23 protein-coding genes and 1 riboswitch are annotated in these 21,426 nt (G+C 61.5%); of the genes, 16 read left to right on the forward strand and 7 right to left on the reverse strand.

Features of this window, described 5'->3' with window-relative positions:
• Positions 1-123: 123 nt before the first annotated feature.
• The 7 genes from EFB14_RS18305 (at position 124) to EFB14_RS18335 (ending at position 5,873) form a co-directional block, all read left to right on the forward strand.
• Positions 124-513: an AGROH133_08824 family phage infection protein gene (locus EFB14_RS18305; protein WP_126827751.1), complete on the forward strand. Its 390-nt coding sequence runs from the start codon at positions 124-126 to the stop codon at positions 511-513.
• Between the two features lie 255 nt (positions 514-768).
• Positions 769-1,335, forward strand: coding sequence for a F0F1 ATP synthase subunit delta (locus EFB14_RS18310; protein WP_183604880.1), 567 nt, complete (start codon positions 769-771; stop codon positions 1,333-1,335).
• On the forward strand, positions 1,335-2,864 hold the full coding sequence (gene atpA, locus EFB14_RS18315) for a F0F1 ATP synthase subunit alpha (protein ID WP_126827753.1): 1,530 nt from the start codon (positions 1,335-1,337) through the stop codon (positions 2,862-2,864). The genes EFB14_RS18310 and atpA overlap by 1 nt, the downstream gene beginning before the upstream one ends.
• A gap of 28 nt (positions 2,865-2,892) precedes the next feature.
• Positions 2,893-3,777 carry a F0F1 ATP synthase subunit gamma gene (locus EFB14_RS18320; protein WP_126827755.1) on the forward strand — a complete coding sequence of 295 codons (885 nt, stop codon included), beginning with the start codon at positions 2,893-2,895 and terminating at the stop codon, positions 3,775-3,777.
• Positions 3,778-3,799: 22 nt separating this feature from the next.
• A complete protein-coding gene (gene atpD / locus EFB14_RS18325; protein WP_125846128.1) occupies positions 3,800-5,227 on the forward strand; it encodes a F0F1 ATP synthase subunit beta in 1,428 nt (475 codons plus the stop codon).
• A complete protein-coding gene (locus tag EFB14_RS18330; protein WP_126827757.1) occupies positions 5,227-5,466 on the forward strand; it encodes a hypothetical protein in 240 nt (79 codons plus the stop codon). The genes atpD and EFB14_RS18330 overlap by 1 nt, the downstream gene beginning before the upstream one ends.
• Complete coding sequence (locus EFB14_RS18335; RefSeq protein WP_126827759.1) at positions 5,466-5,873, forward strand: F0F1 ATP synthase subunit epsilon; 408 nt, start codon at positions 5,466-5,468, stop codon at positions 5,871-5,873. The genes EFB14_RS18330 and EFB14_RS18335 overlap by 1 nt, the downstream gene beginning before the upstream one ends.
• Before the next feature lie 151 nt (positions 5,874-6,024).
• Here EFB14_RS18335 and EFB14_RS18340 read toward each other — a convergent pair whose 3' ends face one another.
• The 7 genes from EFB14_RS18340 to EFB14_RS18370 all read right to left on the reverse strand — a co-directional run bounded on the left by EFB14_RS18340 (position 6,025) and on the right by EFB14_RS18370 (position 12,369).
• Positions 6,025-6,762 carry a sugar transferase gene (locus tag EFB14_RS18340; protein WP_125849585.1) on the reverse strand — a complete coding sequence of 246 codons (738 nt, stop codon included), beginning with the start codon at positions 6,760-6,762 and terminating at the stop codon, positions 6,025-6,027.
• A gap of 167 nt (positions 6,763-6,929) precedes the next feature.
• Positions 6,930-8,153 carry an acyltransferase family protein gene (locus tag EFB14_RS18345; RefSeq protein ID WP_126827761.1) on the reverse strand — a complete coding sequence of 408 codons (1,224 nt, stop codon included), beginning with the start codon at positions 8,151-8,153 and terminating at the stop codon, positions 6,930-6,932.
• Positions 8,154-8,323: 170 nt separating this feature from the next.
• The gene (locus EFB14_RS18350; RefSeq protein ID WP_126827763.1) at positions 8,324-9,334 is read right to left on the reverse strand and encodes an ABC transporter substrate-binding protein; all 1,011 of its coding nucleotides are present in this window, start codon (positions 9,332-9,334) and stop codon (positions 8,324-8,326) included.
• Positions 9,335-9,344: 10 nt separating this feature from the next.
• Positions 9,345-10,103, reverse strand: a complete 759-nt coding sequence (locus EFB14_RS18355; RefSeq protein ID WP_126827765.1) for an ABC transporter ATP-binding protein — start codon at positions 10,101-10,103, stop codon at positions 9,345-9,347.
• The gene (locus EFB14_RS18360) at positions 10,100-10,906 is read right to left on the reverse strand and encodes an ABC transporter permease (protein WP_126827767.1); all 807 of its coding nucleotides are present in this window, start codon (positions 10,904-10,906) and stop codon (positions 10,100-10,102) included. Before EFB14_RS18360 ends, EFB14_RS18355 begins: the two co-directional genes overlap by 4 nt.
• On the reverse strand, positions 10,906-11,526 hold the full coding sequence (locus EFB14_RS18365) for a YkoF family thiamine/hydroxymethylpyrimidine-binding protein (RefSeq protein ID WP_126827769.1): 621 nt from the start codon (positions 11,524-11,526) through the stop codon (positions 10,906-10,908). The genes EFB14_RS18360 and EFB14_RS18365 overlap by 1 nt, the downstream gene beginning before the upstream one ends.
• A riboswitch (TPP riboswitch) is annotated at positions 11,517-11,630 on the reverse strand. It overlaps the preceding gene by 10 nt.
• Positions 11,631-11,790: 160 nt before the next feature.
• Positions 11,791-12,369: an NADPH-dependent FMN reductase gene (locus EFB14_RS18370; protein WP_126827771.1), complete on the reverse strand. Its 579-nt coding sequence runs from the start codon at positions 12,367-12,369 to the stop codon at positions 11,791-11,793.
• 83 nt (positions 12,370-12,452) lie between these two features.
• On the opposite strand from EFB14_RS18370, the gene soxR reads away from it, so the two are divergent.
• The 9 genes from soxR to EFB14_RS18415 all read left to right on the forward strand — a co-directional run bounded on the left by soxR (position 12,453) and on the right by EFB14_RS18415 (position 21,423).
• Entirely contained in the window at positions 12,453-12,917 is a 465-nt protein-coding gene (gene soxR, locus EFB14_RS18375; RefSeq protein ID WP_126827773.1) for a redox-sensitive transcriptional activator SoxR, read from the forward strand.
• A gap of 130 nt (positions 12,918-13,047) precedes the next feature.
• On the forward strand, positions 13,048-13,818 hold the full coding sequence (locus EFB14_RS18380) for an SDR family NAD(P)-dependent oxidoreductase (protein ID WP_126827775.1): 771 nt from the start codon (positions 13,048-13,050) through the stop codon (positions 13,816-13,818).
• Between the two features lie 103 nt (positions 13,819-13,921).
• The gene (locus EFB14_RS18385) at positions 13,922-14,263 is read left to right on the forward strand and encodes an ArsR/SmtB family transcription factor (RefSeq protein WP_126827777.1); all 342 of its coding nucleotides are present in this window, start codon (positions 13,922-13,924) and stop codon (positions 14,261-14,263) included.
• Positions 14,264-14,333: 70 nt separating this feature from the next.
• Positions 14,334-15,227, forward strand: a complete 894-nt coding sequence (locus EFB14_RS18390; protein ID WP_125849563.1) for a LysR family transcriptional regulator — start codon at positions 14,334-14,336, stop codon at positions 15,225-15,227.
• 135 nt (positions 15,228-15,362) lie between these two features.
• A complete protein-coding gene (locus EFB14_RS18395; RefSeq protein WP_126827779.1) occupies positions 15,363-15,842 on the forward strand; it encodes a formate dehydrogenase subunit gamma in 480 nt (159 codons plus the stop codon).
• A complete protein-coding gene (locus EFB14_RS18400; RefSeq protein WP_126827781.1) occupies positions 15,839-17,395 on the forward strand; it encodes a formate dehydrogenase beta subunit in 1,557 nt (518 codons plus the stop codon). Before EFB14_RS18395 ends, EFB14_RS18400 begins: the two co-directional genes overlap by 4 nt.
• A 54-nt stretch (positions 17,396-17,449) precedes the next feature.
• Positions 17,450-20,329 carry a formate dehydrogenase subunit alpha gene (gene fdhF, locus EFB14_RS18405; RefSeq protein ID WP_126827783.1) on the forward strand — a complete coding sequence of 960 codons (2,880 nt, stop codon included), beginning with the start codon at positions 17,450-17,452 and terminating at the stop codon, positions 20,327-20,329.
• A gap of 34 nt (positions 20,330-20,363) precedes the next feature.
• Positions 20,364-21,188: a formate dehydrogenase accessory sulfurtransferase FdhD gene (fdhD, locus tag EFB14_RS18410; RefSeq protein ID WP_126827785.1), complete on the forward strand. Its 825-nt coding sequence runs from the start codon at positions 20,364-20,366 to the stop codon at positions 21,186-21,188.
• Positions 21,178-21,423 carry a formate dehydrogenase subunit delta gene (locus tag EFB14_RS18415; RefSeq protein ID WP_126827787.1) on the forward strand — a complete coding sequence of 82 codons (246 nt, stop codon included), beginning with the start codon at positions 21,178-21,180 and terminating at the stop codon, positions 21,421-21,423. The genes fdhD and EFB14_RS18415 overlap by 11 nt, the downstream gene beginning before the upstream one ends.
• Positions 21,424-21,426: the final 3 nt, after the last annotated feature.

Raw genomic sequence — 21,426 nt, forward strand, 5'->3', positions numbered from 1 at the left:
CCGCGCATTTCCGATCTCTCTGTACACGTCGAAAGCGCCGGCCGTTTTTCTGACGTCGGCCATTTCCTCCTTTTCCGGCCCATGCCATAAAACAGCGATTCACGAGTGATTTGGGGCTGATGCATGGAGTTCTATTTTCCGACCGAGCTTGGCGAGCAGCTTGCATTCTGCTCCGCAGCCTTCACTGCACTGGCGGGCTTTGTCATGATGTTCGCGCCGGGCCATGCCCTGCGTCTTCTCGGACTCGAGGCGCGGGAGGGACGGCCGGAGGGCTTCGGCGAAGCGCGCTCGATGGGCGGTTTCTATCTCGGCTTCGGGCTGTCGGCGATCATGCTCGCCCAGGACTGGATCTATATGGCGCTCGGCGCCTCCTTTGTGATGGCCGCCTTTGCTCGCGTGATCTCGATCCTGTCCGATAAGGGGAGCAATGTCGTCAACTATTTACTACTGGTTGTACAGATTGCCCTGGCCGCGTTGCCGCTGCTTTATGCTTTCGGCTACATCTCGGCGTGAGTTTTGCTGCCGGCGGGCGGCTTCTCATGCATGGCTGCCGGTCATTCTGCAATTTTGCGGACAGAAATTCATGTGAAAGGCTTATTCGGGCATTACGCGTGTTGCGAGTCCGAACTTCCTATGTTAGACGGACCCCGAATTTCGGAAGAAGCAAGAGGCTTCTCTTGTGATTTCTGGGGGAAATCAAAACGAATTCAAGATCATAGGTTCGGCGCCCGCCGAGAGCCGGATTTTGGGTTGAAATCAGGGAAATTTGTGCCAGTGGCAGACACGTCCCAGCTTACTTCTGGTGTTGCAGAGCGCTATGCCTCGTCGCTTTTCGAGCTGGCGCTCGAGCAGGGCGCCGTTGACAGCGTAACTGCAGATCTTGACCGTTTCCAGGCGATGCTGGATGAGAGCGCCGATCTGAAGCGTTTCGTCGCAAGCCCGGTTTTCTCCGCTGAAGACCAGTTGAAGGCGATCGTCGCCATCAGCGAGAAGGCCGGTATCAGCGGTTTCTTCGCCAATTTCTTGAAGGTCGTGGCGCGCAACCGCCGCCTGTTTGCCCTGCCAGGCATGATCAGGGCCTTCCGCATCATCGCCGCGAACCATCGCGGTGAAATCTCCGCCGAGGTCACCTCGGCGCATGCGCTTTCAGAAGCGCAGGAAACCGAATTGAAGGTGGCACTCAAGAGCGTTACCGGCAAAGACGTGACGATTGCCGTCACGGTTGATCCGTCAATTCTTGGTGGTCTGATCGTGAAGGTCGGGTCCCGTCAGATTGATACGTCTCTTCGTACCAAACTCTCTACCCTTAAGCTCGCATTGAAAGAGGTTGGCTGATGGATATCCGCGCCGCGGAAATTTCCGCAATTCTCAAAGACCAGATCAAAAATTTCGGCAAAGAGGCAGAAGTCTCGGAAGTCGGCCAGGTTCTCTCCGTCGGTGACGGTATCGCTCGCGTTTACGGTCTGGACAATGTTCAGGCCGGTGAAATGGTCGAGTTCCCCGGCGGCATCCGCGGCATGGCGCTGAACCTTGAATCCGACAATGTCGGTGTCGTTATTTTCGGCTCCGACCGCGACATCAAGGAAGGCGACACCGTCAAGCGGACCGGCGCCATCGTTGACGTTCCGGTTGGTCCGGAACTGCTCGGCCGCGTCGTCGATGCGCTCGGCAATCCGATCGACGGCAAGGGCCCGATCAATGCGACGCGCCGTTCGCGCGTCGACATCAAGGCTCCGGGCATCATTCCGCGCAAGTCGGTTCATGAGCCGATGTCGACCGGCCTCAAGGCCATCGACGCGCTGATCCCGGTCGGCCGCGGCCAGCGCGAGCTCGTCATCGGCGACCGCCAGACCGGCAAGACCGCGATCCTTCTCGATGCCTTCCTCAACCAGAAGGCCATTCACGACAACGGTCCGGAAGGCGAAAAGCTTTACTGCGTCTACGTCGCCATCGGCCAGAAGCGTTCGACCGTCGCCCAGTTCGTCAAGGTGCTCGAAGAGCGTGGCGCTCTGAAATATTCGATCATCGTCGCCGCCACCGCTTCCGATCCGGCGCCGATGCAGTACCTGGCTCCGTTTGCCGGCTGCGCCATGGGCGAATATTTCCGCGACAACGGCATGCATGCGCTGATCGGTTACGACGACCTGTCCAAGCAGGCTGTTTCCTACCGCCAGATGTCGCTGTTGCTGCGCCGCCCGCCGGGCCGCGAAGCCTATCCGGGCGACGTTTTCTATCTGCACTCGCGTCTCCTCGAGCGCGCTGCGAAGATGAACGACGACCAGGGCGCCGGTTCGCTAACCGCTCTGCCGGTTATCGAAACGCAGGGCAATGACGTGTCGGCCTTCATTCCGACCAACGTCATCTCGATCACCGACGGCCAGATCTTCCTCGAAACCGACCTGTTCTACCAGGGTATCCGCCCGGCCGTGAACGTCGGTCTGTCGGTTTCCCGCGTCGGTTCCGCGGCACAGATCAAGGCCATGAAGCAGGTTGCCGGCTCGATCAAGGGCGAACTCGCCCAGTATCGCGAAATGGCCGCCTTCGCCCAGTTTGGTTCGGACCTTGACGCTGCGACGCAGCGCCTCCTGAACCGCGGCGCACGCCTGACCGAACTCCTGAAGCAGCCGCAGTTCTCGCCGCTGAAGACGGAAGAGCAGGTCGCCGTGATCTTTGCAGGCGTCAACGGCTATCTCGACAAGCTGCCGGTCGCTTCGGTTGGCAAGTTCGAGCAGGGCCTCCTCTCGTATCTGCGTTCGGAAGGCTCCGCCATCCTCGACGCGATCCGCACGGAAAAGGCAATCAGCGACGGTACCAAGGGCAAGCTCACCGCTGCTCTCGATAGCTTCGCAAAGTCTTTCTCGTAATCAGGCCCTAAGTTAGGACGGATAACGGATGCCTTCACTTAAGGATCTGAAAAACCGGATCGCCTCCGTCAAGGCGACGCAGAAGATCACCAAGGCGATGAAAATGGTCGCCGCGGCGAAGCTTCGGCGTGCGCAGGAGGCGGCCGAGGCCGCCCGGCCCTATTCGCAGCGCATGGGTGCGGTTCTGGCGAATATCGCCAAGGCCGTCACCGATGCGGATGGCGCCCCGGTTCTCATGACCGGTACGGGCAAGGATCAGGTGCATCTGCTCGTCGTCTGCACGGCCGAACGCGGCCTGTGCGGCGGCTTCAACTCGCAGATCGCCCGTTTTGCCCGTGACCATGTCCGCAAGCTGGTCGCCGAAGGCAAGACGGTGAAAATCTTCACCGTCGGCAAGAAGGGCTACGACATCTTGCGCCGCGAATACGCGTCGTTGATCGTCGAGCGCAAGGAGCTGCGCGAAGTCAAGAAGATCGGCTTCGAAAATGCAGACCAGATCGGCAAGCGCATCATCGACATGTTCGAAGCCGACGAGTTCGACGTCTGCACGCTGTTCTACTCCGAATTCAAGTCGGTGATCAGCCAGGTCCCGACCGCACAGCAGCTGATCCCGGCAAAGGCTCCGGAAGCCGTGGCTGAGGATGCGGAACATGCCGGCGCCGTCTACGAATACGAGCCGGATCCGGCGTCGATCCTCGACGATCTGATCCCGCGCAATATCTCCGTCCAGATCTTCCGCGCTCTCCTTGAGAATGTCGCGGGTGAGATGGGCGCCAAGATGAGTGCGATGGACAATGCGACGCGCAATGCTGGTGAGATGATCAACAAGCTGACGCTGAGCTACAACCGTCAGCGTCAGGCTCAGATCACCAAGGAACTGATTGAAATCATTTCGGGCGCGGAAGCGCTCTGAGTTAGGAAAAGAGGGTAAGAAAATGGCTGAGGCAGCTACCCGCTCTGTCGGCAAAGTCACCCAGGTTATCGGCGCCGTCGTCGACGTTGCTTTCGAAGGCGAACTGCCGGCGATTTTGAACGCGCTCGAAACCGACAACAACGGCAACCGTCTGGTTCTCGAAGTCGCCCAGCATCTGGGTGAAAACGAAGTTCGCACGATCGCCATGGACTCGAGCGAAGGTCTCGTTCGCGGCCAGGTGGTTACCGATACCGGCGCTCCGATCATGGTTCCCGTCGGCAACGAAACGCTCGGCCGTATCATGAACGTCATCGGCGAGCCCGTCGACGAAGCCGGTCCGCTGGTCACCGCTCACAAGCGCGCCATTCACCAGGATGCGCCGTCTTACGTTGAGCAGTCGACGGAAGCGCAGATCCTCGTTACCGGCATCAAGGTCGTCGATCTTCTCGCTCCTTACGCACGCGGCGGCAAGATCGGCCTCTTCGGCGGCGCCGGCGTCGGCAAGACGGTTCTGATCATGGAACTGATCAACAACGTCGCTAAGGCGCATGGTGGTTATTCGGTTTTCGCAGGCGTCGGTGAACGTACCCGCGAAGGCAACGACCTTTACCACGAAATGATCGAATCGAACGTCAACAAGCACGGCGGCGGCGAAGGCTCCAAGGCTGCGCTCGTTTACGGCCAGATGAACGAACCGCCGGGCGCCCGCGCCCGCGTCGCTCTGACGGGTCTGACTGTCGCCGAACACTTCCGCGACCAGGGCCAGGACGTTCTGTTCTTCGTCGACAACATCTTCCGCTTCACGCAGGCCGGTTCCGAAGTGTCCGCTCTGCTCGGCCGTATTCCGTCGGCGGTCGGCTATCAGCCGACGCTCGCAACCGACATGGGCCAGATGCAGGAGCGCATCACCACGACGACCACAGGCTCGATCACCTCTGTCCAGGCCATTTACGTTCCGGCCGACGACTTGACCGACCCGGCGCCGGCAACCTCGTTCGCTCACCTTGACGCAACGACGGTTCTGTCGCGTTCGATCGCCGAAAAGGGCATCTATCCGGCCGTCGATCCGCTCGACTCCACCTCGCGTATGCTCGACCCGATGGTTGTCGGCGAAGAGCATTACGAAGTCGCCCGTAAGGTTCAGTCGACGCTGCAGCGCTACAAGGCTCTGCAGGACATCATCGCGATCCTTGGCATGGACGAACTGTCCGAAGAGGACAAGATTGCCGTCGCCCGCGCCCGCAAGATCGAGCGTTTCCTGTCGCAGCCGTTCTTCGTCGCCGAAGTCTTCACCGGTTCGCCGGGCAAGCTGGTTGCGCTCGAAGACACGATCAAGGGCTTCAAGGGCCTCGTCAACGGCGAATACGACCACCTGCCGGAAGCTGCCTTCTACATGGTCGGTTCGATCGATGAAGCTGTCGAGAAGGCCAAGAAGCTCGCTGCTGCTTGATGAGTGACGCTCAGGACGAGATATTCTGCTGCGACTCCCTCAAGGGAGCCGTGGCAGAGCTTCCTGAACCGGCGGTGCCGACCATGTATCGTGCCGACAACGGCGTGCTGATGATGGTCGTCGGGCTGGTTCAGACCGAGGAAGGTCTCGGATATCTCGACCAAGCGATAATCCACTGCCCGTTCTGCGGGATCAAACTGCAAGATGCAAAAGCCGTAGCCGAGAAGGTAAGTCACTGATGGCTGACAATTTCAACTTTGAGCTCGTTTCGCCGGAGCGTCTGCTGCTGTCGGAAATGGTGACCGAGGTCGTCATTCCCGCCACCGAAGGCGAGATGACTGTTATGGCGCACCATGCCCCGACGATGACGACCATCAAGCCCGGCATCGTAAGCGTTCGTTCCTCTTCCGGCTCGAAGCAGGATTACGTCGTGTTCGGCGGCTTTGCCGATATTCTGCCGAGCGGCTGCACGCTGTTGGCCGAATCCGCCGTACCGGTCGAAGAGCTTAACAAGGACGAACTTACTCGCCGCATCGAAGCTGCGAGGAAGGAACTCGAGGATGCCGTGCATCACGAGCACAAGTCCAGGCTCGAGCACTTCATCTTGGAGCTCACCCATCTGCGCGGCGTTGTCGCGCAGGACTGATGGGCGCTGACAGCGTTGATGAAAAGCGGCCTTGACGGCCGCTTTTTTGTTTCCGGCTTCATGCGTTCCGGAGAATGATGCCTCTATACGGCTTGAAATGAAAAACGGCCCGTCATGGCCGTTTGCCGTGGCGCCGCGACGGCGGATAGCCTCAGAAGCCGGTGCCGCCGCGCAGCTCGATGACCAGCGTGTTGAGCAGGATCTTCATGTCGAGTAGCAGGCTGAAATTCCGGACATAGTAGATGTCGGAGGCAATGCGGGCGCGGGCGTCCAGCGGCCGTGCGGTCGGGCCGCGCCAGCCGCGTGTCTGGGCAAGACCGGTGATGCCGGGGCGCATGATGTGGCGGTGATGGTAGCTCGGAACGAGCTCCTCATAGAGCCTGCCGCCCGCCCGCATGTTGATGGCATGGCAACGCGGACCGACCAGCGACATGTCGCCCCTGAGAACATTCAGCAACTGCGGCAACTCATCGATATTGGTCTTGCGGAGCACGGCGCCGATGCCCGTCACCCGGATGTCGCCCTTGATCGTCTGTTGGATGCCCGAGGGATCGCACGCTTCCGCGCGCATCGAGCGGAACTTGAAGACGGTAATCTTCCGGCCGTTCAGCCCCCAGCGGATCTGGCGGAAGAACACAGGGCCGCCGTCATCCAGTTTGATGAATAGCGCGATCGCCAGAAAAACCGGTGCCAGAACGACGAGGGCGCTGGCCGAGCCGACGATGTCGATCAACCGCTTCACGACCAATCGCACGGCCATCTTTCTTTCCACGCCGGGAAAACTATCCGGCTGGCGAATGTTGGAGTTCGCTACAATCAGTGCCTTGTTTTTGTTTTGACGCTGAGACGCATCGAAGCGCGAATTCCTCTTCGAAGTAAAAGCATTCATTACGCAAGGCCCACAAGTTTATGCCTGACATTGAACCGCATCGAGACAAATACATGCTCGAATATGATTTGTCATGGGTATACATAATAAATTGGTAATCATAAAGACGCCAAAAATGGGAGTATTTTCAGTTAACCTTAATGCCTCTAGTTGAGGTGTCGAGGAATTTATACTTTGAAAGGAGTAGCCCGATTGGGCAGGCGGTGGCTCGTCAGACGGTTTCCGAAACCGATCACCGGTTTTTCCAGCAGGTAGTAGCTGAGGCTTGCGACGAAAAGGATGAGTGCGACCGCCAGTCCGCAAGACTGGAGCCAGCCGGTCATGACATTTTCCGAGGAGATGCCGAACGAGCCGGGATCGAGCTTCTGGATCAATATCAGGATGATCTCCTGCCAGATGTAGATGCCGAAGGAGATCTTTGCGATGTAGCGGATCGGCGCGTTGTCCAGCAGCCGGCCCAGGCGTCGCGAATGGCTGAGCGCAACGAGCGCCGTTGCGACCGCCAGCGGAAAGGCCGGAAAACCATAGGGAACATCGAGCCAGCCATAGGCTTCGGGAGTGCCGCCGGACGATATGACGAGGCGGTAGGCGGCGGCGGCGAGGGCCAGAAGTGCCGCGGCATCGAACCAGGCGGAGCGCCTTGCGCGCAGCATGACCTCGATGCCGGCGGCGAGCACGCCGATTGCGAAGACGGCGAAGAAGCCGATCGGATTAAATCTGGGCATCCATTCCTTCGCCCCGCCCTGCAGGCCGTACTCCCAGCCGCGCGCGATGTCGTCGAGCGCAAAGAAGGCCACGATCAGCACATGGGCGAAGAGTACGCCACCGATGACACATAGCCAGGCAAAACGGGCAAGCAACGGATGCCGTCTGAGCGCCGTCAAACGAAACAGCAGGAGAAAGCAGGCTGGCAGGAGCACATAGCTGGTGACTTCGAAGGGAATGGACCAGAGCGGCCCCCCGACTTCGACGGGAAAAAGCGTGCGCCAATGCCACTGGCTCATGAACAGCAGCCCGGAGAGGTAGCGGAGCACGAGCTCCGGCGTCAGCGGCAAGCCAAGCAGCGTCAGGCTGAGGACGAAGCCGACGGTGGCGGCGCACCAGAAACCCGGAGCGATGCGCGCGGCCCGGCGGATCGTGTAATGCCGGAGGCTCGGCATGTCTTTACCCGTGTCGAGCGCGCGCCAGAAGGGATGGGCAAGAAGGAAGCCGCTCAATACGAAGAAGATGGCAACGCCGAAATTACCGAAGCGCACGACGTGCGCGGTTGGCGCCAGTTCGTCTGGGATCCTGCGCATATCCAACCGGAGCACGAGATGGTGGGCTAGCACCAGAAGACAGGCCGTCGCGCGCAGGAAGTCCGCTCCGGCCAGTCTCTCCTCTTGTCGCATCGTGCCTCCCCGCCCTGCCCGACTGATTTTGCAGCGGAAAGCCGTAGCGGGCAAGGCTAAAGCGCGTCGCGATCTTTCAGATTCGCTTGCCGCGCCTCAGCTTTTTGGTTTTCCGCATGTCGCGATCGCAAAACCGCTGCGCAGCTTTGCGCGATATGCGCAGGGCAGACTCAGCCGAGGAGTTCGTTGGTAAAATAGGTGGAAAAGTCGGGTTTCTCCTTGAGCGTGGCGCCGTTCGCATCGACCAGAATGCCGTTCTCGACCATGAAGCTGCCGAGGGCATTGGCCTTCGCCGGGTCAAGCGTGCCGATCACACCGGTCTCCGACCTCAGATAGTGGCCGTCGATCAATGCTTTCTGCGAGGCCTTCACCAGTTCAGTGTTCATCAGCGCGCCGTTGCTCCCTGATATCAGCAGGTCGCAGGCTTCTTCGGCATGGTCGACAGAGTATGCATAACCCTGGCGCGTCGCCTGGATGAAGGCGCGGGCGTTCTCCCGATTTGCCGAGAGATAGGCGTCGCTGGAGACGATGACGGTCGTCTGCTCGTCGGGAACGCCGTAGTCGGAATAGTGGAAGCGGGCAATCTTCCTATTTTCCAGTTCGGCGGCAATGCCTTCCCAGGTGTAGATCTCCAGCGTGAAATCGACCGAGCCGTTGTCCAGCGCCTCGTAGGCGGAAGTGCCGAGGGTTACCGTATGAAACTCGCCCTTGCCGCCGTCGTTGCGGATCATCGAGGAGATCAGTGCGCTCTCCCAGGTGCCGCCAAAGCCGCCATAGGTCTTGCCGTCGAGGTCTTTTGCGCTCTTGATGTCATCGCGGCCGCCCTTGAAGATCAGCCGTGCGGTTTCGGTCTGGACGATGCCGTAGACCATCTTCACGTCGCCGCCAGCGGCGCACTGCATGAGGGCCTCGATCTCGCTGGAGATGCCGAAATCGGCGACGCCGTTCGATACCAGAGTGCCGGCGCTGGTGTCGGCAAAGGGCAGAATCTGCACATCGAGGCCGGCGGCGGCATAGAAGCCCTTCGCTTGGGCCACATAGATGCCGATATGATTGGTGTTCGGCGTCCAGTCGAGCGCGATGCGAACCTTCGCGGGCGCCGATTGGGCGAAAGCGGGGCGGCCGGCGAGGCTTGCCGCGATGGCGGCGAACATCGTCTGACGGCGGGTGAGAAGCAGCATGGTGACCTCCTCAGGTCTCTTGCGGGTGAAGCAGGGTTTGCAGGATTTCAGTTTCGATCGCCTGGGCCGCCGGCGAGCCGAGATCGGCTATGCTTCTCGGGCGGGGCAGGGGAACGCGGAATTCGCGGATGACGCGCGCCGGACGGGCCGAGAGCACGTAGATCCGATCGGAAAGGAACACGGCCTCGCGCACATCGTGGGTGATCAACAGCGCCGTCCAGCGGTGTTCGGTCCACATGCCCTGCAGCCATTCCTGGATCTGCGTGCGCGTCAGCGCGTCGAGCGCGCCGAAGGGCTCGTCGAGCAGCAGCATGTCCTGGCTCTGGATGACGGTGCGCAGCAGTGCCGCGCGCTGGCGCATGCCGCCTGACAGTTCGGAGGGATAGTGGCGTTCGAAGCCGGCAAGGCCGAATCGCTCGAAGAGGGGTGCCACAGTGGCACGGGCCGCCCGGCGGCTTATGCCCTTTACCTCCAGGCCGAGTGCTGCATTGTCGATGATCCGGCGCCAGGGCATCAGCGCATCGCGCTGCGGCATGAAGGCGAAGGAATGCGGCGTCTGTTCCAGCGGCGCGCCGTTGAAAAGCATGCTGCCGGAATCGGGGCGAAGCGCCTGTGTCAGCAATCTCAGCACCGTCGATTTTCCCGAGCCGGATGGACCGACGATCGAAACGAACTCGCCGCTCGCAACACTCAGCGAGATATCGCCGAGAACCTTCAAGCCGTCGAAGGATTTAGAGATGTTGCGCAGTTCCACCATTGCATCGGTCATCGGCGCCCCTCCTTGGATGACTGCCAGGGCATGACGAGGCGCTGGATGGTGAGCGTCAGCCCGAAGAGGCAGAGTGTCAACAAGGCGCTGACGACGACGGCGGCAAGCACGAGATCGGGGCGGAAGTTGTTCTTCGCGTTGAGGATATAGATGCCGAGGCCGCTTGCGGCGCCGGCATATTCGGCAAAGATCGCGCCGACGACGGCATAGGTGATCGAAATCCTGAGACCGGCGAAGAAATAGGGCAGCGAGGAGGGAAGCCGGGCCAGGCGGAAAATGCGCCAGCGGCTCGCCTTCATCGAATTCAGCAGTTCGGCAATGTCGCGGTCGGTCGATTCATAGCCCTGCAGTAGGGCGACGAGCAGCGGAAAGAAGGTGACGAGCGCCACCAGCAGGATCTTCGGCAGCAGGCCAAAGCCGAACCAGAGGACGACGAGCGGAGCGATCGCGACCAGCGGCAGGGTCTGGCTGGCAATGAAGATCGGCAGCAATGCCCGGCGCATGAAGGGCACGAAATCCATGAGGATCGACGAGACGAAGGCAAAGGCAAGTGACAGGGCGAAGCCGCCGAGCGTGGCTCCGAGCGTCGGCCAGGTGTTTGATATCAGCGCGTCGCGATTGAGCCAGCCCTGGACGAGGATGCGCGAGGGCGCCGGCAGGATGGCGGGCTTGATGCCGGAAAGACCGACATAAAGCTCCCATGCCGCCAGAAAGGCGCCACCGGCCAGCAAGGCGGGCGCCCCCCGGCATAGGGCGGCGCGGAGCGCCGAAAGGCGCGAATCCGAAGGGGGCGGCGATCTCATCAGCGTTTGGTTTCAGGCTTCGTCGGGCTGTTGGCGGAAATCGTGATATCGAGGGTCACATGCCCCTCGGCGTCGCCGAAGCGGTAGAAGGCTTCGCGAATGGTCGCGAAGACGGCGCCGGCATCGCCACCCAGCCTGGTGCAGAAATTCTTGGAACGGTCGAAGACGCCGGAACGTTTCAAGAAGTCGATGCAGCCGTAAATCTCCTCCATATGGGTGCCGGTTCCCATGACGTAGAGCGAGAATTGCGCAGCGGTCGGCTGTCCTGTATCGGCGGTGGCTTCAACGGCGGCCAGTGCCGCCGATATGCGATCGGCAAGCGATTCCGTCCGGCCGGCGGAAGGATTGATGCCGCAGATGGCGTCGTCGGGCTCGCCCGGGCAGCCGCGCGAGACGGCGGCGGACAGCACACAATGCTTGCCGGTTCGGGCGGCGGTGACGAAAAGATCGCGCATGGCGGCAAAGAGGAGATCGGGCGGGCCGACCAGCAGGGTGGAGATGTCGTCGGTCTCTATGCGCAGCCTGTCGCGATAGGGATCGAGGGCCTTGACCGCATCAAGGATGATGCCAACGAAATCGCCGGACATCGGATAGAGTGACACTTGTGCGCCGGAGAACATTTGGACCTCGCTCCGCTGGCATTACCCAGATCAGCTTTGAAGGGTCCGGAAGCTCGCGCCTCGCATCTCAGCCCCGGCGACACGGAGCTCCCCTGTTAATGGGCGCGGAAATTATCACCGGGGTTTTCGTCCTGCAACCGCTAAATTGGTAACCCCCACGCTGTCGGGATATGCCTGAGGGACGGGAAAACACCCGGGCGGACGGCCTGCCCGGGTGTTCCCAAGGTTCCGTACCTGCCGGGAACGGAACCGGAGCCTTCAGCCTCAGGCGGCGATATCGGCATAGGGACGCTCGCTGCGCGCGGTGACGAGCGCCCGCGTCCACCATTCCAGCCGCGCTATCATCCGATCGAGCGCCCGCAGCGCGTCGCTCGGATTGTCGAGCCGTCCGGCGGCGTCGAGGCGGTCCCAAGGTGCTGCAAAGCTCACTGAATCGCGGATGGTGACGGCGTGGAGTTCGGCAAAGACGAGCCGCAGCTGTTCGATCGCACGCAGCCCGCCTGATATGCCGCCATAGGAAACGAAGGCGACGGGCTTACCCTGCCAGGGCTCGAAGAAGAGATCGATGATCGACTTCAGCGCGGCGGTGAAGCTGTGGTTGTATTCCGGCGTGACGATGATGAAGGCGTCGGCCAAGCCGAGCCGGCCGGCGAGCCTGTCGATTTCAGGATGCGCCATTTCTCGGCCGGCAGGCAGAGCGAATTCCAGTGGGTCGATAACGTCGACGGCATCAAATTGCGGGAAGCGGACGAGCTCGTGCACCAGCCATTTGACCACCCGGTCGCAGATGCGCCCCTCTCTTATGCTTCCGTAGATGACTGCCAGCCTGGTGGGTGTTTTCATGCGTCGCTCCTTGTTGCGATTGTGCTTTACGAGTGCAGGAGCCAGGGTTATAAAACCTCAACTAATATTGAGGTCAAGGGGCGATGGATACAATTTCTGCAGCGCCACTCGGCAAGCTGCTGACGGTCGGCGAAGTGGCGGAGCGCAGCGGCCTTGCCGTCTCGGCGCTGCATTTTTACGAAACCAAGGGGCTGATCTCGAGTATCCGCTCCCGCGGCAACCAGCGGCGCTATGGACGCGACGTGCTGCGCCGGCTCGGCATCATCAAGGTGGCGCAGCGTGTTGGCATTCCGCTTTCGGAGATCCAGGCGGCGTTCGAGTCCCTGCCGCAGGGGCGCACGCCCACTGTCACCGATTGGCAGACGCTGTCGGCGCGCTGGAAGGATGATCTCGACGCGCGAATCAGGCGGCTGAGCCTGTTGCGCGACCGCCTGACTGGCTGCATCGGCTGCGGCTGTCTGTCGATCGAAAGCTGCCCGTTGCGCAATCCTTGCGACCGGCTTGGTAAGGAGGGGCCGGGTGCGCGGCTTCTGGAAACCGAAATCTAGCCTTCTCGGGGAGAGACTTGGCTGTCTCTCCCGGGAAAGATCGATGCGCGCCTTTCTTTCGGGCAGCGCGCTCATATGTTAAGGGGCGAATGACGCAACCGGCGGCACTGTCCGCGAGGAGGACGGCTTCGTGTTTCATCCCAGACTGTTCGAAAATCGCAATGTCGTCGTGACCGGCGCCGGCCGCGGTATCGGCCTCGAAGTCGCCCGGCAATTCCTGGACTGCGGTGCGAAGGTGATCGTCCATACCGGGCGCAAACCCGGACGGGATCTGCCGGACTTCCTGCTGACGGCTGAATCCGAAAGGCGGGCGCTGCTGCTGCATGCCGATTTTTCCGCCCCGGGCGGGGCGGCCGGATTTGCGGAAGATGCTCTCGCCTTCTTCGACAAGGTGCATGTGCTCGTCAACAATGCCGGCACCATGCTCGGCCGTTTTCCTGCCGATGCGCTGACCGATACGGATTATGAGGCGGTCGTGCGGCTCAATCAGACGTCGGTGGTGGCGCTGACGCGGGCACTGCTGCCGGCATTGAAGGCGGCTGAAGGGGCTGCCATCGTCAACACGGTTTCGATTTCAGCGCTGACCGGCGGCAGTCCTGGTTCTTCGATCTATTCGGCCTCGAAAGCCTTCGTCTCGACCTATTCCAAGGCGCTTGCCCGCGAGCTTGCGCCGGACGGAATTCGTGTCAACTGCGTTTCGCCGGGAACGATCGAAACCGACTTCCATGAGCGTTATTCCTCCCGCGAAAAGCTGGAGCAGACCAGAAAATCCATCCCGCTGCAGCGGCTCGGCACGGCGGAAGATTGTGCGCCGGCTTATCTGTTCCTGGCCGCTCCGTCGCTTTCGGGATACATTACCGGCCAGGTGATCGAGATCAATGGCGGCCAGCTTATCTGCTGATTTGTTTGGACCTTTTTTGGCATTTCATCACTTTTGACCAATTCGCTTCTGCGAATATGCTATCGTGCTGATCTACCTCATTGCCTTCCTTCCGAGATATCGAATGCCGTTGCCTAAACCGGAGCCGGGGATGACCGGCCAGGAATTGCATAAGCTCGCTGGAAAAGCCCACGAAGCGAGCCATCTTCTGAAAGCGCTGGCGCACCAGACCCGACTTCTGATCCTCTGCATATTGGCGGGTGAGGAGCGGACGGTGAGCGAAATCGAGAACATTCTCGGCATACAGCAGGCGATGGTCTCGCAGCAGCTTGCGCGTTTGAGGCTCGAGGGGCTGGTCAATACACGCCGCGAGGGCAGGCTGGTCTATTACAGCGTCGGCAATGTCGGCGTGCTTGCTTTCCTCGAATTGCTGTTCGATCTTTTTCCGGCTGCGGAAAACAGTTAGCATCCGCCCTTGCGGAGCACGGCTGCTATGTCGAAGATAAGTCCGGACGCGAAATGTCGCGGGAGCCCGGATGATCGACAAGCTGGAATTCTTCATCGCCCTTGCCAATGAAAAGCATTTCGGCCGCGCCGCGGAGGAGTGCGGGATCTCGCAGCCGACGCTTTCGGCTGCCATCCGCCAGCTCGAGGATCAGCTCGGCGTCATGCTGGTGCAGCGCGGTTCCAGGTTCCAGGGGCTGACGCCGGAGGGGCAGCGCGTGCTCGAATGGGCCCGGCGCATCGTCGGCGACGCCCGCACCATGCGCGAGGAGATGCGCGCGGCACGCCGCGGCCTGTCCGGCCACATCCGCCTCGCCGCCATTCCGACGGCGCTTGCCATGTTGTCGCGCATCACCACACCCTTTCAGGAACGGCATCCCGGCGTCACCTTCTCGATCGTCTCGCGAAATTCGCTGCAGGTGCTGAGCATGCTCGAGAATCTCGAAATCGATGCCGGCATCACCTATCTCGAAAACGAGCCGCTCGGCCGCGTCACGACCGTTCCCCTTTATGCGGAGCGCTATAATCTGATCACGGCCGCAGGCAGCCCGCTGTCCGATCGCGACAATGTGACCTGGCGGGAGGTCGGCGATCTTCGGCTTTGTCTATTGACTGCCGACATGCAGAATCGCCGCATCATCAACCGGCACCTGACGGAAGCCGGCGCCACCGTGCATCCGACGCTCGAATCCAACTCGATGATCGTGCTGTTTTCGCATGTCAGGACCGGGCGCTGGGCGAGCATCATGCCGCGCAACGTCGCCAAGTCCTTTGGATTTCCCGTGGAAATCCGCATGATTCCGATCGTCGAGCCGGAGGCGCATCATCTGGTTGGCCTTGTCGCGTCCTATCGCGAACCCTTCACGCCGCTGGTGTCGGCCCTGCTGCATGAAGCGAGAGTGCTCGTGCAGGACGAGGAACTTTGATAGAAAAAAACTATCGACCGACAGAACAGCTTTATTGATCGTCAACGGCTTGCCTGCGATGGTTCCTCAAGGAATAGCACTCGGCTGGGGAGGTCCGCCATTCCGCAACGAGCAAGCCGTCGGGAGGGCTGCCTTATGACCATTCATATCGCCGAAGGCGATATTGCCGCGCGTACGCGTGCCATCGTGGCCGATCTGCGCTTTCTCGAAGGACCGCTGCTTCCCATTTTGCACGGGGTCCAGGCAGAATTCGGTTATGTCCCGCAGGAAGCTCTGCCTGTGATCGCAGAGGAATTGAACCTCTCTCGCGCCGAAGTGCATGGCGTGATGACCTTCTATCACGACTACCGCGACCATCCCGCCGGGCGGCATGTGCTGAAGCTCTGTCGCGCCGAGGCCTGTCAGTCGATGGGCGGCGACGCGGTTGCCGAGCGTGTCAAGAAGTTGCTCGGTATCGATTTTCATCAGACGACGCTCGATGGCAGCGTGACGCTGGAGCCGGTCTATTGTCTCGGGCTTTGTGCCTGCGCCCCGTCGGCGATGCTTGACGGTGAGGTCTATGGCCGGGTTGACGATCAGACGGCGGCGGAACTCGTCGCGGAGGCACGCCGATGACGATCAAGATTTATGTTCCGCGCGATGCCGCAGCGCTGGCGCTCGGAGCCGAAAAGGTGGCAAAGGCGATTGCCCAGGAGATCGCCGCCCGCGGCTTCGATGCCGAGATCGTGCGCAACGGCTCGCGCGGAATGTTCTGGCTGGAGCCGCTTGTTGAAGTCGAGGTCGCCGGCAAACGTATCGGCTACGGACCGGTGAAGGCCAAGGACGTGCCCGTTCTGTTCGACGCCGGGATGATGAGCGGCGGCGACCATCCGCTCTGTCTCGGGGAGGTTGAAGACCTCCCGTTCCTGAAAGAACAGACCCGGCTGACCTTTGCCCGCTGCGGCATCACCGATCCGCTTTCGCTCGCGGACTACGAGGCGCATGGCGGCCTTGCCGGTCTTCGCCGGGCCGTTTCGATCACATCGGCTGAAATCGTCAAGGAAGTCACCGATTCGGGCCTGCGCGGACGCGGCGGTGCGGGTTTCCCCACAGGCATCAAGTGGAAGACGGTTCTCGATGCCGCCGGCGACCGCAAATATATCGTCTGCAATGCCGACGAGGGCGACAGCGGCACCTTTGCCGACAGGATGATCATGGAGGGCGATCCCTTCGTGCTGATCGAGGGCATGGCGATTGCAGGGCTCGCGACCGGGGCGACCAAGGGTTTCGTCTATACGCGTTCGGAATATCCGCATGCGATCGCGGCGATGACGGCGGCCATCGGCATCGCCCGGCAGGCTGGTATTCTCGGGCTATCGGTGCTCGGCTCGGGCCGCGCCTTCGATATGGAGGTACGCACCGGCGCCGGCGCCTATGTCTGCGGTGAGGAGACCGCGCTGCTGAACAGCCTCGAAGGCCAGCGCGGTGTCGTGCGCGCCAAGCCGCCATTGCCGGCGCACAAGGGGCTGTTTAACTGTCCGACCGTCATTAACAACGTGATCTCGCTCGCCTCCGTCCCCGTCATCATGGAAAAGGGCGCCGCCTTCTACCGTGATTTCGGCATGGGCCGCTCGCGCGGAACGATCCCGCTGCAGATTGCCGGCAATGTCCGATATGGTGGGCTCTATGAGACTGCCTTCGGTCTTTCGCTCGGTGATATCGTCGACCGGATCGGCGGCGGCACCGCGACGGGCCGGCCGGTCAAGGCCGTGCAGGTCGGCGGTCCGCTCGGCGCCTATTTCCCGCGGGCGCTGTTCGATACGCCTTTCGATTACGAAGCTTTTGCCGCTAAGGACGGGCTTATCGGTCATGCCGGCATCGTCGTTTTCGACGAGACGGCCGACATGCTGAAGCAGGCGCGTTTCGCCATGGAATTCTGCGCCGTCGAAAGCTGCGGCAAGTGCACGCCCTGCCGCATCGGCTCGACGCGCGGCGTGGAGACGGCCGACAAGATCGCCCAAGGCATCGAACCGGAGAAGAACCGGGCGCTGCTTGCCGATCTTTGCAACACAATGAAGTTCGGCTCGCTCTGTGCGCTGGGCGGCTTCACGCCCTATCCCGTCATGAGCGCCATGACGCATTTCCCGGAGGATTTTTCTCCGGCGCCGATCGTGGAGGCGGCGGAGTGATGACATCCCTCCGGTCCGACTTGCTCAATTCCATTTCCATAAAGGAGGCCGTCCATGTCTCTCATCCATGAAATCGACTACGGGACTCCCGCTTCGAAATCCGAGGCCATGGTGAGGCTCACCATCGATGGACGGCAGATCAGCGTGCCTGAGGGAACCTCGATCATGCGTGCCTCGATGGAGGCCGGCATCGAGGTGCCGAAGCTTTGCGCCACCGACATGATGGATGCTTTCGGCTCCTGCAGGCTCTGTCTCGTCGAGATCGAGGGTCGCGCAGGTACGCCTGCCTCCTGCACGACGCCGGTGGCGGCAAACATGGTGGTGCACACGCAGACGGGGCGGCTCAAGGATATCCGCCGCGGCGTGATGGAGCTTTACATCTCCGACCATCCGCTCGACTGTCTCACCTGCGCTGCCAACGGCGATTGCGAATTGCAGGACATGGCGGGCGCCGTCGGCCTGCGCGACGTCCGCTACGGCTACGATGGCGACAATCACGTCAAGGCCCGCAATAACGGCGATCTCAATCTGAAATGGATGCCGAAAGACGAGTCCAATCCTTATTTCACTTTTGACTCCTCCAAATGCATCGTCTGTTCGCGCTGCGTGCGCGCCTGTGAGGAAGTGCAGGGCACCTTCGCGCTGACGATCGAGGGGCGTGGTTTCGGCTCGCGCGTTTCAGCTGGAATGCATGAGCAATTCATCGATTCCGAATGCGTCTCTTGCGGGGCCTGCGTCCAGGCCTGCCCGACGGCGACGCTGACGGAGAAGTCGGTCATCCAGATCGGCCAGCCGGAACATTCGGCTGTCACCACCTGCGCCTATTGCGGCGTCGGCTGCTCCTTCAAGGCGGAGATGCGTGGCGAGGAACTGGTGCGCATGGTGCCCTGGAAGGACGGCGAGGCCAATCGCGGGCATTCCTGCGTCAAGGGTCGTTTCGCTTACGGCTATTCCACCCATAAGGACCGCATCCTCAACCCGATGATCCGCGAGAAAGTCAGCGATCCGTGGCGGGAGGTGAGCTGGGACGAGGCCTTCGCGCATGTGGCGTCGGAGTTCCGCCGGATCCAGTACCAATACGGCCGCGAGGCGATCGGCGGCATCACCTCCTCACGCTGCACCAATGAGGAAACCTATCTGGTGCAGAAGCTGATCCGCGCCGGCTTCGGCAACAACAACGTCGATACGTGCGCCCGCGTCTGCCACTCACCGACCGGCTATGGTCTCGGCCAGACATTCGGAACTTCGGCAGGGACGCAGAATTTCGACAGCATCGAGCATTCGGATGTCGTCGTCATCATCGGCGCCAATCCGACCGACGGGCATCCGGTGTTCGCCTCGCGGCTCAAGAAGCGGCTGCGCCAGGGCGCCAAGCTCATCGTCATCGATCCGCGCCGCACTGATATCGTCCGGTCGCCGCATGTCGAGGCCTCCTATCACCTGCCGCTGAAGCCCGGCACCAATGTTGCGGTCATGACCGCGCTGGCGCATGTGATCGTCACCGAAGGGCTCTATGACGAGAAATTCATCCGCGAGCGTTGCGACTGGTCGGAGTTCGAGGACTGGGCGGCCTTCGTTGCCGAACCGCGCCACAGCCCCGAAGAGACGGAAATCTTCACCGGCGTGCCGGCAGCCGATCTCCGCGGCGCGGCAAGGCTCTATGCCACGGGCGGCAACGGTGCGCTCTATTACGGCCTCGGCGTCACGGAACACAGCCAGGGCTCGACGACGGTCATCGCGATCGCCAACCTCGCAATGGTGACCGGCAATATCGGCCGTCCCGGTGTGGGCGTAAACCCGCTGCGCGGCCAGAACAATGTGCAGGGTTCCTGCGACATGGGTTCGTTCCCGCACGAGCTGCCTGGTTACCGGCACATTTCCGACGATGCGACGCGGGATATCTTCGAAAAGCTCTGGGGTGTGAAGCTCAACAACGAACCGGGCCTGCGCATCCCGAATATGCTGGATGCCGCCGTCGACGGCTCCTTCAAGGGTATCTACATCCAGGGCGAGGACATCCTCCAATCCGATCCCGATACGAAACACGTCGCGGCCGGGCTTGCGGCCATGGAATGCGTCGTCGTGCAGGACCTTTTCCTCAACGAGACCGCCAATTACGCCCATGTCTTCCTGCCGGGCTCGACCTTCCTCGAGAAGGACGGCACCTTCACCAACGCCGAGCGCCGCATCAACCGCGTGCGCAAGGTGATGTCGCCGCGCAACGGCTATGGCGACTGGGAAGTGACGCAGAAGCTTGCGCAGGCGATGGGGCTCGACTGGAGCTATGCCCATCCGTCCGAGGTGATGGACGAGATCGCTGCGACGACGCCGAGTTTCGCGATGGTCTCCTACGACTATCTCGACAAGATCGGCTCGGTGCAGTGGCCCTGCAACGAGAAGCACCCGCTTGGCTCGCCGATCATGCATGTGGACGGCTTCGTGCGCGGGAAGGGCAAGTTCATCCGCACCGAATATGTGGCGACCGACGAGCGCACCGGCCCGCGCTTCCCGCTGCTGCTCACCACCGGCCGCATCCTCAGCCAGTATAATGTCGGAGCGCAGACCCGGCGGACCGAGAATGTCACCTGGCATGCGGAAGACCGGCTGGAAATTCATTCGCACGATGCCGAGCAGCGCGGCATTCGCGACGGCGACTGGGTGAAGCTCGTCAGCCGCTCCGGCGATACCACGCTCAGGGCTCTGATCACCGATCGCGTTGCGCCAGGTGTCGTCTACACGACCTTCCATCATCCCGGCACGCAGGCGAACGTCATCACCACCGACTACTCCGACTGGGCGACGAACTGCCCCGAGTATAAGGTGACGGCGGTGCAGGTCTCGCCCTCCAACGGGCCGAGCGACTGGCAGCGCGAATATGACGAGCAGGCGCGGCAGTCGCGCCGCATCAACGGCAAGCTCGAAGCAGCGGAGTGACAATGCAGGGGCTTGGCAAGGGAGAGCATGGACCATGACCTTCACCATCACTGCCCGTGCTCCTGAAACCGCCCGCCGCAACGGCATCCTGCAGTCCGGCTCACGCATCGTGCCGGAAGAGGTGCCGATCGCCTTTTCCTATGGCGGCAGTACGCATGCGGTGATGATGGCGACGCCTGATGATCTCGAGGATTTTGCCCTCGGTTTCAGTCTGACCGAAGGCATCATCACCGGACGGGCGGAGGTTTCGGGTATCGAGATCGTCGAGGGCGAACAGGGCATCGATGTGCAGGTGAGCCTTGCCGACGAGATCGCCGATCGGCTGCGGGCACGCCGCCGCAGCATGGCCGGGCCGGTCGGCTGCGGGCTCTGCGGCATCGAATCGATCGAGCAGGCGGTGCGGCCGGTGCCTGACGTCTCGGCATCGCTGCTGGCGTTATCGCATGCGGATATCGTGCGGGCCGTTGCGCTTCTGAACGAGGCGCAGCCGCTGCACCGGGAGACGCGAGCGGTGCATGGTGCCGGCTTCTATCTTCCCACCAGAGGACTGGTTGCCGTGCGCGAAGATGTCGGCCGGCACAATGCGCTGGACAAGCTCTGCGGCGCGGTGGTCAGCGCCGGCGAAAGAGGCGGTGACGGCGCCGTCGTCGTCACCAGCCGGCTTTCCGTCGAAATGGTGCAGAAGGCGGCAATCCTCGGCAGCCCCGTGCTGATCGCCATTTCAGCGCCGACCGCTCTCGCCATCCGCACGGCCGAAGAGGCCGGCATGACGCTCGTCGCGCTGGTGCGCGGCGAGGACTTCGAGATTTTCACCCACCCGCACCGCATCTCGCCCGGAAGCATCGCCGATGTCGCATGATACCAAGACCAAGCTCGTCTATATGGCGAACCAGATCGCCACTTTCTTCAAGAGCCAGCCGGCCAGCGAGGCCGCGGAAGGAGTTGCCAGCCATATCAACAAATTCTGGGAGCCGCGCATGCGGCGGCAATTGTTCGAAATTCTGGAGAAAGACGAAAACGGCCTGGATGCGCTCGTGCTTCAGGCCGCTCCCCTGATCCGCAAACCGGAGGCGGAGGCAAGCCAGGTGCGGTAACCA

The sequence above is a fragment of the Rhizobium fabae genome, from assembly GCF_003985135.1.
Taxonomy (GTDB): domain Bacteria; phylum Pseudomonadota; class Alphaproteobacteria; order Rhizobiales; family Rhizobiaceae; genus Rhizobium; species Rhizobium pisi.